We start from the raw sequence: 11,102 nt of genomic DNA on the forward strand, positions 1-11,102 counted from the left end.
AGACCACCAGCATCAGCAGGGTCTGTCGCTCCATCCCGCCCGGCCAGATCAGGTTGAGCAGGTAGGCGTAGCTGTCGGTGGCCCCCTGGACCTGGTGCAGCACGCCAGTGCCCAGCACGTGAATGGTCAGGTAGTAGGGGATGAGCAGGCCCAGGCCCACCTGAAGCCAGTCCAGGAGCGGCAGGCGGAGCGTGCGCCGCTGGAACAGCCGGACGATCGCGGTGGCCGGATGGAGCAGCAGTGCCGCCAACAGGACGAGTTCGACCGGCGAACGCCAGAACGCGACGAATACCACGCGGCCGGCTTCCATCGCATCGAGCGAGACCAGCCCCAGCGCGTGGTTGAGCAGATGGGTGGTGGCGAACAGGAACAGGAACGCGCCCGACCACAGGCGCAGGGTCGCGAGGCCGATCCGCCGCTTGTCCGCCCCCATGATCACGCCCGGTTTGGCCAGCCTTGGAACTTCCTGCTACGGAGCATTCCCGAGAGCAGCGGCCGGAGCCGGCAGATGGAACGCTTCGACCGGATATGGGTAAACGTGCAGCTCGCCACCATGGTACCGGGGGCACCCGACCGTGGCGAGATCCGGGACGGCGCCCTGGCGGTGCGGGACGACAGGATCGCCTGGCTGGGACCGCGCGCCCAGTTGCCGGGCGAGGCCGTGGAGATCCATGACGGTGCGGGCGGCTGGATTCTGCCGGGGCTGATCGACTGCCACACCCACCTGGTGTTCGCCGGCGAGCGCTGCGGCGAGTTCGAGGAGCGGCTGGAAGGCGTCCCCTATGCCGAGATCGCGAGGCGGGGCGGCGGGATCCGGCGCACGGTAGCCGGCACCCGCGCCGCGCCGGAGGAGGAGTTGCACCACCTGGCGCGTGCCCGCCTCCAGCGCCTGATCGGCGAAGGGGTGACCACGGTCGAGATCAAGTCGGGCTACGGGCTCGACATCGAGACCGAGCTCAGGATGCTGCGGGTGGCGCGCGCGCTCGGAGCGGACGGCGGCGTCTCGGTGGCGACCAGCTTCCTGGGCGCCCACGCCTTCCCGGCCGAGTTGGACCGCGCCGCCTATGTGAGCCTGGTCTGCGGGCCGATGCTGGACAGGGTGGCGGAAGAGAGCTTGGCCGACGCGGTGGATGCCTTTTGCGAGACGATCGCGTTCTCTCCCGAGGAGACCGAGCGGGTGTTCCAGGCGGCAAGGGCCAAGGGCCTGCCGGTCAAGCTCCATGCCGACCAGATCTCCGACAGCGGCGGCGCGGCGCTGGCGGCGCGTTACGGTGCGCTCTCCTGCGATCACGTAGAGTACACGAGTGAGGCGGGGGTGCGGGCCATGGCCGCGGCCGGCACTGTCGCGGTCCTGCTGCCGGGCGCCTTTTACCTGCTGCGCGAGCAGCAGCGTCCGCCGGTCGACCTGTTCCGCAGCCACGGCGTGCCGATGGCGGTCGCGACCGACGCCAATCCCGGCAGTTCGCCCCTGCTCTCGCCGCTGCTCGCCATGAACCTGGCCTGCGTCCTGTTCGGTCTCACGCCCTACGAGGCCCTGCTCGGCATGACCGCCCATGCCGCGCGGGCCCTGGGCCTGGCGGCCGATCGCGGCACGCTGGAGGTCGGCAAGCGCGCCGACTTCTGCCTGTGGCGGATCAGCCGGCCAGCCGAACTCTGCTACTGGATGGGCTTCGGCAGCGGGCTGCTGGCCGAGCGGATCCTGGCGGGCAGGGCCTCAGCTCCCGCCAGGCTTGGCCTCGCCTGAGCCTTCGAGTGCCGCCTGGATGGCCGCCTGGACCTCCGGGGCATCGGGCTCGGTGCGGCTGGGCCAGGCCGCGACCGGCTGGCCGTCCCGGCCGATCAGGATCTTGTGGAAGTTCCACTTCGGCTCCGCCGAGGGGCCCAACCGTGCCAGCAGCCAGCGATAGAGCGGGTGCGCCTCGGGACCGCGCACATGCTCCTTCTCGGTCATCGGGAAATCCACCGAGAAGTTCACCTCGCAGAACTGCTTGATCTGCCCACTCTCGCCATATTCCTGGTCGCCGAAGTCGCCGGACGGCACGCCCAGCACGACCAGGCCGGCATCGCGGTTGGCGGCCCAGGCCTGCTGCAGCCCCTCGAACTGATAGGCGAACCCGCACATCGAGGCAGTGTTGACCAGGAGCACCGGCTGGCCGGCAAAGCGCCGCATCGGCAGGTCGCTGCCTTCCAGTGCCTGGAAGCCGAAGTCCCAGGCACTCTCTTCCGCGGCACGGGCAGTGCCGGCCATGAGCGGCCACGCCAACAGCGCCACCGCCAGAAATATCCGAAGAAGAAGCCGGTCCATCGCTGATCCTCCCTGGCCCTAGCCCATGAAGAACGCGGCCAGCGCCAGCACGATCCCCAGCCCGATCAGACCCAGCGCCGCCTTGCTGGTCAACTCCCGGGTCCGCGGGCTCATCCGGAACACGGTGGGCGACAGCCAGACCAGCAGGGCCAGGGACGCGATCAGCGGAAAGATCTGTTCCAGCCCCATCCCGTGCTCCGGCTCTTGACCTCCGCCCCACCATGCCGCTCCCAGGGGGCGGGGGACAAGGGATGCGGGTCTTTCAGATCGTGGCGGATGGCCGGCCGGGCGGCGGCACCAGCGTGGTGCTGGACCTGTGCCTGGGCCTGCGCGCCCGCCACGACATCGAGAACATCGTCGCGAGCGCGCCGGACAGCTATGCGCTCACGACCGCCTCGACCGCAGGGTTGGCGGCCCGCCCGCTGGATCTGTGGTGCTCCCGGCTGGACCGGAGCGCGCCGGGGCGGCTGCGCCGGCTGATCGAGGAGGTTCGCCCCGATCTGGTCCATGCCCATGGCGGGCGCGCGGGCCTGGCCGTCGCCCGGGCTTTGCGGTCCGTGCCCTTCGTCTACACGGTGCACGGCTACCATTTTGCCACCAAGCCCTGGCCGCAGAGGCTGGCCGGCGCGCTGGCGGAACGAGTGATCGGCAGCCGCGCCGCGGCGATCGTCTGGGTGTGCGCGGCGGATCGCGAACTGGCAGAGCGATGGCGGCTGGACCCGGGCCGGCCGGAGGACGGCGTCATCCATAATGGCCTCGATCTGGCGGCCCTGCCCGCGCCTGGGCCCACCGAGCCGGGGTTGATCGCGTTTTTGGGCCGGCTGGTCCCGCAGAAGAACCCGCTGCTCGCGGTGGACGTCCTGGCCCATCCGGCGCTGCGGGACGCGCGGCTGGTCATGATCGGCGGCGGGCCGCTGGAGGACGCCGTTCGCGCCCGCGCCCGTGCCGCGGGCGTGGCGGAGCGGGTGCGGATCACCGGTGCTGTGCAACGCGACCAAGCCCTGGAGGAGCTCCGTCGGGCAGCGGCCCTGGTGCTGCCCTCGCTCTGGGAGGGTCTGCCCCTGGCGCTGGCAGAAGCCATGGCGATGGGGGTGCCGGTCGTGGCATCCGCAGTGCGCGGGGTGCCCGAACTGGTGGAGCACGGCGTGTCCGGCCTCCTGCGCGCGGACCCGCACGACGTTTCCGGCTTCGCCCAGGATCTGGGGAGGCTCCTGGCCGATCCGTCCTTCGCGGCAGAACTGGTGAGCCGGGCGCGCCGCGCGGTGGCGCGGGTCGCCCGCCTGGACGGGATGGTGGATGCGCATGCCGGGCTTTATCGAAGCCTATGCAACCGCGCCACGGCTCCGCTGTTCTAGGTGCCGTGGCAGCTCAGAATGCTGGCGCCAACGGCGTGCGCGCTCTAACAGAGCCTTCATCGATGCTTGCTACCGGTGTCAAAGGTCGTCGCCGCGGCCCGGTACCGGCGGGTGAATGAACGGTATGGCGTCTACGCTCGAACGGTTCGAAGTCGCGGCACGTGCTCGCCGGTCTGCTCGGGAAGCCTGGTTCTTCCCGCTTCTCGACGCCAGCCTGTTCGCTCTTGCCTTCTGGTGCACCCGCTGGGCGGTCGCCTATTATTCGGTCGAGGAAGCCCTGCCGCCGGTCCTGCTCGGCCACATGTCGGCCGACGAGCGGCCCTGGATCTATGGGGCCCTCACTTTGGTCGCCGTCGGCGCCTTCTGGAAGCTCGGCCATTACGCCAGGCGACGACCGTTCTGGCTGGAGGTAGGCGACGTCCTCTCGGTCCTGGGCGTGATGGCGCTGATCGACGCCGCCAGCCTGTTCCTGTCGCGCACCGAGATGTCGCGCCACTGGTTCCTGGCGAACTGGGGCTTCCTGGTGATCGCCATCCCGCTGACCCGGATGGCCGCTAAGCACGCACTGATGGCACTCGGCGCCTGGCGCCGGCCGACCGTGATCGTCGGCATCGGCCCGAACGCGGTGGATGCCGCGGCGGCACTCCAATCCGAGCCGATGCTGGGCTTCGAGCCGATCGCCTTCCTGGTGCCGCCCGGCTCGGATGCACCGCGCTACCTCAAGGTCGAGGACGAGGAGCTCCCGGTCCTCAACACCCTGCCCTGGCCGAGCCTGCTGCCGCCGGAGCTGGGCACCCCGCACGTGGTGATAGCACTCGAGCTGGGCGAGGCCGACCGGCACACCAGCCTGGTCGAGCAGATTGCCCTGGCGTCCCGCTCGGTGGACATCGTGTCGCCGATCCGCGGCCTGCCGGTGGCGACGGCCAGCGTCACCCACTTCTTCAGCCACGACGTGCTGGCGCTGCGCCTGCACAACAACTTGGCCAGTGCCTGGAACCGCGGGGTCAAGCGCGCCTTCGACCTAGTGATGGCCAGCATCCTGCTGGTCGTGCTCTCGCCGCTGTTCGCCTGGATCGCGCTCAGGGTGCGCGACACCGGTCGGGGCGTGGTGTTCGGCCATCGCCGGATCGGCCGGCGCGGCGAGCCGTTCACCTGCTACAAGTTCCGCACCATGGTGCCGGACGCCGAGGAGAAGCTGCGCGAGCTGCTAGAGCGCGACCCGGACCGACGGCGGGAATGGGAGGAACGGCACAAGCTGGAAAGCGACCCGCGCATCACCCCGATCGGCCGCTTCCTGCGCCAGACCAGCCTGGACGAGCTGCCGCAGCTCTGGAACGTGCTGCGCGGCGACATGAGCCTGGTGGGGCCGCGCCCGGTCGTGTCGGAGGAACTGGCCCGCTACGGCGATAATCTGCCCTATTATTTCGAATGCACGCCGGGCCTGACCGGGCTCTGGCAGATCAGCGGCCGCAACGACGTCGACTATCGCCGCCGGGTGCACTTGGACTGCTGGTACGTGAAGAACTGGTCGCTGTGGTACGACCTGGTCATCCTGCTCAAGACCATCCCGATCGTGGTGCTGGGGCGCGGCGCCTACTGAACGCCGGTTACCGGCCGATCCGGCAATGCTCAGCCGGCGACCGCCATCACCTGGTCGAATGGGGCCAGCGGTTCGCAGCCGGTGGCGGTGACCCGCAGCATGAACTCCGAGCGCACCCCGCCGATCTCGGGGTCATAGGCGCCGGGCTCCACCAGTACGACCATGTCCTCCTGGAACGCGCTGGTCTCGTAGGGCACCAGGCGCGGGAATTCGTGGACGGCGGTGCCGATCGAATGCCCGCTATGGTGCGGGTAGGCGAAGCCCGCCTTGGCGATATAGGCGCGGATCTCGGCATCGAACCGGTCGATGCGCAGGCCCGGGCGGATGAGCGACATGGCCAGGTCCAGCGCACCTTTGGACGCCTGGTACAGGCGCTCATGGCCAGGGCGCGGCGTGCCCGCCACCGTCACCTGGCAGGAATCCCCCCAGTAGCCGGCGATCCTGGGCGCCAAGTCGGCCATCACCGGGTCGCCCGGCTCGATCACCCGCGCGCTGGGCCAGGCGGTGAAGCCGGCGGTCCGGGCGATTCCGGACATGAAGTCGCCGGTGATCGGCACGCGCTCGCCGGCGAACTCCTCGATGGCGCAGCGCAGCTCGGCGAACACGGCGAGCTCGCTGCGCCCAGGCCGCAATGCCCGGACGAACGCGGCCTGGCCCACCGCCGCGGCTTCCGCCGAGCGCCGCAGGGCGACGAGCTCCGCGGCGGTCTTGGTGGCCCGCACCCGCGCAAGGGGCGTCATGGCGTCCAGCCGGGAATCAGCCGGCAAGAGTTCGGCCAGCCGGGCGGGAAAGGTCACCGGATCGGCGGCGATCCGCCCCCGCACGCCCAGCCGGCGCACGAGTTCGCCCACCGCCGCCCGGTAGTTCTGCGGGTAGGGAGCCGGTTGCTCGAAGCCGTAGCCTTCGTAAACGACGGTCTGGTCGATCCAGGCACGCGCCGCGGCAGCAGCCTCGACATTGGCGACGACCAGGCCGGCCGTGCCGTCGCGGCCGACCAGGGCGAGGGTCGGACCGCCGGCAAAGGGCGAGGGTCCGGCCTCAATCGGCACGACATGGCCGGTGGCATAGGCGACCGCATCCGGCGCGGTCAGGACCAGCCAGTCCGCCCCAGCCTCTGTCACCACCGCAGCGGTACGCTGCAGCCGCTCGTCCATCCCCCTTCTCCCGTCTGTTCTCCCGCAGCCTCGCCGGCCTTGCGGCTGGAGGCCAGGCTCCCGCCGCCGTCAGACCTTGCTCAGCCGCACGGGTCCGGCGTGCTGGCGAAGTCGTAGCTGGGTGTGCCGGCGCCCTTGCGGAAGTAGCCGTCCATCATCGTCTCGCTGATCGGGTCGGCCGGGGGCACCGGGAAGATCGAGCCGGACTCGACGGTCATGCAGGGTGCCGCCCACTTGCCGAGATCCTCCTGCTTGATCTCCGGCACCGGCACAATGATCGTGTTCACGATCGGCTGCTGACCCTCGAGCAGCCTGGTTGCGGCCCGATAGGTATTCTGGGCGGCCACCGTCGGCAGGATGGCGCCGCCGTAGAACTTGAACGTGTCCTGGTGCTCCTTCCAGTAGCCCAGCGCGTCGCCGGACATGGAGCCGGTGATCAGCGGCACCGGCCGGCCGGCCTCCTCGAACGCCTCGGCGATCACCCGGGTCTCGCTGCCGGTGGTCCAGACGGCGTCGATGGGCGACGGGTTGGTGGCCAGGAACTGCAGCACCACGCTCTTGGTGACATTCGCCGTCCAGTTGCCGCTGACCCGGCCGAGGACGGTGATGTCGGGATGCTCGGCAAAGGCACGCTCGCCGCCGGAATTCTCCTGGGCGACGATCGGGCTGCCGGGGATGCCCTCGACCTCCAGGACGTTGCCCGGGCCATTCAGGTAGGCGGCGATACCGTTGCCCATGTTGTAGCCCCAGACATTGTGATTGTGCTGGATATTCAGGGCGTAGGGGCTGGTGACCGCGCTGGCGGTGGTCACGACCGGGATGCCGGCCTTGTAGGCCGCCTCGATCACGTCGTTGAGCGCCGTGGACGAGCCCGCGATCATCGTGATGACGCTGCAGCCCTTGTCGATGAAGGCGCGGACCTGGGCGATCTGCTGGGTCACGTCGCCGTTGGAATCCGACATCTCGAACTCGGAGACCAGGCCCTGGGCCTTGGCGTTCTCGACGAGCCGCTTCAGCTCGTTGGCGGCACTGACCCGCCAGGGGTTGCCCATGTAGGATTCGGAGTGGCACCAGCGCCAGGGCTTGGCCGGCATCTGGAACTCGTCATAGGCGGACGGGCCCACCGGGATGCCGTCGGTGTAGAGGGCCTGCAGCTCCTCTGGCAGGTCGGCCAGCGACTGGGCCGCAGCACCGTCCGCCATGCCCGTCACGAGCGCCAGTCCAGCCAATCCCCCTAATGCCGCAAGCCAGGTGCGGCGCGCGCCATGTGCCGTCATGTGCTTTCTGCTCCCCCTCGCCGGCCTCGTTGCTGGGCGGCATTCTTCATATGTAAACGATACCAGGGCGATCTTGCGCGGGCCAGCGCAAACCGTTACGGCCGGAAGGGCGACCGGAGCCAGGCAGAGCGACGGCGAGAAGCGGGGGTGGGCGATGCTGACGCTGTCCGGCGTCACCAAGCGCTATGGCGAGACGCTGGCGCTGGTCGAGGCGGACCTCGCCTTCACCCCTGGCCATGTCCACACGATCCTGGGCGAGAACGGGTCGGGCAAGAGCACGCTGGTCAAGCTGCTCTCCGGCGTGGTGGCACCCACCGCCGGCGAGATCCGCCTGGACGGCCAGCCACTGCACTTCGCCCGCCCGGCGGACGCGCAGCGCCACGGCATCGCCACCGTGTTCCAGGAAGTCTTGCTCGCGCCTGAGCGCAGCGTGCTCGAGAACATCTTCATGGGCTATGACGGCCTGCTCACCTACCGGCTGAGTCGGACGGAACGGCGGGACAAGGCGGCCCAGCTCTTGGCCGCCGTGTCGCGCACGCCAATGGACCTCGACCAGCCGGCCGGCGAGGCGGCCCTGGCCCAGCAGCAGCTGATCGTGCTGGCGCGGGCGCTGGTGCGCGACCCGCGCATCCTGATCCTGGACGAGGTCACCGCCGCCCTGGACTTCGGCGATCGCGACGTGTTGTTCGATGCGGTCCGGAGCTTCGTCGCGCAAGGCCGGCTGGTGATCTTCATCTCCCACCGGATGGACGAGGTCCGCCGCCTGTCCGACCGGGTCACCGTGCTGCGCAGCGGCCGGGTGGTGGAGACGCTGGCCGGGGCAGAGATCACCGGCGCCCGGCTGCTCGCCCTGATGCTGCCCGACACCCGCATCCCGGTGCATCACCATGACTGACGGGCAGGCGATCCTGACGGCGCACGGCGTGCGGCTGGCACCGGGTGCCGTACCCATCGACTTCGCGATCGGGCCGGGCGAGATCGTCGGGCTGGCGGGACTCGAGGGACACGGCCAGGAGGCGTTCATCCAAGCGCTGTGCGGCCTGAACCGGCCAGAAGCCGGCGAGATCCGCCTGCAGGGCAAGGATGGCCGCGCCGTCCAGGTAACGGAGTTCGCGAAGGCTGCGGCGCAGGGGCTGGCCTACCTGCCGCGCGACCGGCGGACCACGGGCATGCTGGGCGGGCTGTCGGTTTTCGACAATTTCGCGATCGCCGCCCTGCCCGATCATCAGCGCCTCGGCATCGTCGACCGCCCCCGGCTGCGGGAGAAGCTCGCCCACTTCACCCGCGAGCTCGCCATGGTCTACCGCTCGCCTCATGCCTCCATCGGCACCCTGTCCGGCGGCAACCAGCAGAAGGTGCTGCTGGCCCGCTGGCTCACCCGCGAACCCCGGGTGATGCTGATGAACGATCCTACCCGCGGCGTCGATCTCGGCACGCGCATGAAGCTCTACGAGGTCTTCCGCAGGCTGGCCGCCGACCAGGGCATCCCGCTCGTGATCCTGTCCAGCGAGATCGAGGAGATCCTCCAGCTCTGCCATCGCGTGCTGGTGTTCCGCGAAGCCCGGCTGTTTGCCGAGCTGGATCGCGAAACCATGACCATGGACCGGGTGATCGCCGCGATGTTCGGCCAGGAGGCCGCCTGAATGCCTAGCTGGCTCGCCGGCCGCTCCTATCTTCGCTTGGCCCTCGGCCTGTTCGTCGTCCTGCTGGCGGTCAACATCGCCCTGAACCCGGTGCGGTTCGCGCCAGCCAGCCTGGGCGTCACGATCGGCCTGGCCTCCGGCCTCATCCTGGCCGCGATCGCCTCCATGCCGCCGATCCTGGCCGGGCGCGGCGGGATCGACATCTCGGTGGGTCCACTCATGGGCCTGGTCAACGTGGTAGTGGTGCGCTGGCTCGTGGAAGGGCTGGGCATCGAATCCCCGTTCCTGATCGTGCCCCTGGTCCTGCTGCTGGGCCTCCTGTCGGGTGCCCTGAATGGCCTGCTCGCCACCGTGCTGCGCATCCAGCCGATCGTCGCCACGCTGGGCACCTCCCTGTTCTATGCCGGCATCACGCTCACCATCGTGCCCTCGCCGGCCGGAACCGTACCCGGCTGGATCAAGGCGCTGGCCGGGCCGACCTCGATCGTGCCGCTGGCGGCGGTGGCGCTGCTCTGGCTGCTGGTCAAGCGGCTGCCCTTCTACGAGCAGCTCCTGTGCGTGGGCAGCGATGACCGCGCCGCCTACACGGCCGGCATCCCGGTCACCCTGGTCCGCTTTCTGGCCTATGTCCTGGCCGGGCTGGTCGCCGCGGTGGGCGGCCTGTGCCTCACCGGGCTGATCGGATCGGCCGACCCGAACATCGCCGGCACCTACACGCTGCTCGCGATCTCTGCGGTGGCGCTGGGCGGGGTCAGCCTGGCCGGCGGGCGCGGCGGCCTGGTCGCTGCCGTGCTGGGTGCGGCGGACATCTTCCTGCTGCAGACCGCCCTGACCTTCTTCAACGTATCCACCTTCGTCCTGCAGATCGTCTATGGCACGGTGCTGACCGTGGCGGTGGTGCTCAACGCCGACCGCCTGCGCCAGCTCCTGCGCCGCCGGAGGCATGCATGAGCGCCGCCCTCGCCCGGATCCCGCGCCCGGTGGCGGCACTGCTGCTGGCACTGGCCATTCACCTGATCGGCATGGCGCTGATCCGCGGCTTCGGCACCATGTTCGGCATCCGCGCCATGCTGGTGCTGGCCACGCTCCTGGCGATCGCCGCGATCGGCCAGACGCTGGTGATCATCATCGGCGGCATCGACCTCTCGATCCCGTTCGTGATTGGCTTCGCCAACGTCACCGCCGCGCAGCTCTACGGCGACGGCGTGCCGTTCGCGGTGGTGCTGCCCCTGGTCCTGGTGGTGGCCATGGCGATCGGCGCGTTCAACGGCATGGTCTCCGCCAGCTTGGCGATCCACCCGCTGATCGTGACACTCGGCACCGGCACAGCCCTGCAGGGTGCCGTCCAGCTATGGACGGCGGGCTTCCCCACCGGTGCCGCGCCTTCCTATGTCACCAGCTTCGTCTCGATCGGCGGCAGCATCGGGCCGATCCCGGTGCCATGGCTGATCCCGGCCTTTCTGGTCCTGGCGGCACTGGTGATCCTGGCGCTCGGCCGGACCGTGTATGGCCGGCGGCTCTATGCGCTCGGCAGCAACCCGCGCGCCGCCCGGCTGGCGCTGGTCGATCCGGTACGCACCTGGACGATCACCTTCGCGCTGAGCGCGGGCTTCGCCGCACTCACCGGCGTCCTCCTGCTGGGCTTCTCCGGTGCCGCCTATGCCCGAGTAGGCGAGCCATACCTATTCCAGACCATCGCCGCCGTGGTGATCGGCGGCACCACGCTGATCGGCGGCCGGGGCGGCTATCTCGGCACGATCGCCGGTGC

11 protein-coding genes and 1 pseudogene are annotated in these 11,102 nt (G+C 69.9%); 7 read left to right on the plus strand and 5 right to left on the minus strand.

The window, feature by feature from the left end; translation table 11 throughout:
- Positions 1 to 439 (minus strand): annotated as a pseudogene (locus EQG76_RS06830) (adenylate/guanylate cyclase domain-containing protein); the annotation flags it as partial.
- Positions 440 to 508: 69 nt separating this feature from the next.
- Here EQG76_RS06830 and hutI point away from each other — a divergent pair.
- On the plus strand, positions 509 to 1,744 hold the full coding sequence (gene hutI, locus EQG76_RS06835) for an imidazolonepropionase (protein ID WP_159711813.1): 1,236 nt from the start codon (positions 509 to 511) through the stop codon (positions 1,742 to 1,744).
- On the opposite strand, the gene EQG76_RS06840 is transcribed toward hutI, so the two are convergent.
- Positions 1,715 to 2,272, minus strand: a complete 558-nt coding sequence (locus tag EQG76_RS06840; RefSeq protein ID WP_235031237.1) for a glutathione peroxidase — start codon at positions 2,270 to 2,272, stop codon at positions 1,715 to 1,717. The genes hutI and EQG76_RS06840 overlap by 30 nt on opposite strands.
- A gap of 51 nt (positions 2,273 to 2,323) precedes the next feature.
- Positions 2,324 to 2,494 carry a hypothetical protein gene (locus EQG76_RS06845; RefSeq protein WP_159711817.1) on the minus strand — a complete coding sequence of 57 codons (171 nt, stop codon included), beginning with the start codon at positions 2,492 to 2,494 and terminating at the stop codon, positions 2,324 to 2,326.
- Positions 2,495 to 2,556: 62 nt separating this feature from the next.
- Here EQG76_RS06845 and EQG76_RS06850 point away from each other — a divergent pair, with 62 nt between their 5' ends.
- The gene (locus tag EQG76_RS06850) at positions 2,557 to 3,660 is read left to right on the plus strand and encodes a glycosyltransferase (protein WP_159711819.1); all 1,104 of its coding nucleotides are present in this window, start codon (positions 2,557 to 2,559) and stop codon (positions 3,658 to 3,660) included.
- A gap of 124 nt (positions 3,661 to 3,784) precedes the next feature.
- Positions 3,785 to 5,260 (plus strand): undecaprenyl-phosphate galactose phosphotransferase WbaP, encoded by a 1,476-nt coding sequence (gene wbaP / locus EQG76_RS06855; RefSeq protein WP_159711821.1) that lies wholly within the window; start codon positions 3,785 to 3,787, stop codon positions 5,258 to 5,260.
- A 29-nt stretch (positions 5,261 to 5,289) separates the two neighbouring features.
- Here wbaP and EQG76_RS06860 read toward each other — a convergent pair whose 3' ends face one another.
- Together EQG76_RS06860 and EQG76_RS06865 are read right to left on the minus strand one after the other, a co-directional pair.
- Positions 5,290 to 6,414: a M24 family metallopeptidase gene (locus EQG76_RS06860; RefSeq protein WP_159711823.1), complete on the minus strand. Its 1,125-nt coding sequence runs from the start codon at positions 6,412 to 6,414 to the stop codon at positions 5,290 to 5,292.
- An 80-nt stretch (positions 6,415 to 6,494) separates the two neighbouring features.
- Complete coding sequence (locus EQG76_RS06865) at positions 6,495 to 7,691, minus strand: substrate-binding domain-containing protein (RefSeq protein WP_159711825.1); 1,197 nt, start codon at positions 7,689 to 7,691, stop codon at positions 6,495 to 6,497.
- A gap of 154 nt (positions 7,692 to 7,845) precedes the next feature.
- Between EQG76_RS06865 and EQG76_RS06870 the strand changes: the two genes are divergently transcribed.
- The 4 genes from EQG76_RS06870 to EQG76_RS06885 all read left to right on the plus strand — a co-directional run.
- Positions 7,846 to 8,586: an ATP-binding cassette domain-containing protein gene (locus EQG76_RS06870; protein ID WP_159711827.1), complete on the plus strand. Its 741-nt coding sequence runs from the start codon at positions 7,846 to 7,848 to the stop codon at positions 8,584 to 8,586.
- The gene (locus EQG76_RS06875; protein WP_159711829.1) at positions 8,579 to 9,334 is read left to right on the plus strand and encodes an ATP-binding cassette domain-containing protein; all 756 of its coding nucleotides are present in this window, start codon (positions 8,579 to 8,581) and stop codon (positions 9,332 to 9,334) included. The genes EQG76_RS06870 and EQG76_RS06875 overlap by 8 nt, the downstream gene beginning before the upstream one ends.
- Positions 9,335 to 10,285, plus strand: coding sequence for an ABC transporter permease (locus tag EQG76_RS06880; RefSeq protein ID WP_159711831.1), 951 nt, complete (start codon positions 9,335 to 9,337; stop codon positions 10,283 to 10,285).
- A partial coding sequence (locus EQG76_RS06885) for an ABC transporter permease (protein ID WP_159711833.1) occupies positions 10,282 to 11,102 on the plus strand: 821 nt, incomplete at its 3' end. The genes EQG76_RS06880 and EQG76_RS06885, both read left to right, overlap by 4 nt.

This window comes from Geminicoccus flavidas (assembly GCF_009806515.1).
GTDB lineage: Bacteria > Pseudomonadota > Alphaproteobacteria > Geminicoccales > Geminicoccaceae > Geminicoccus > Geminicoccus flavidus.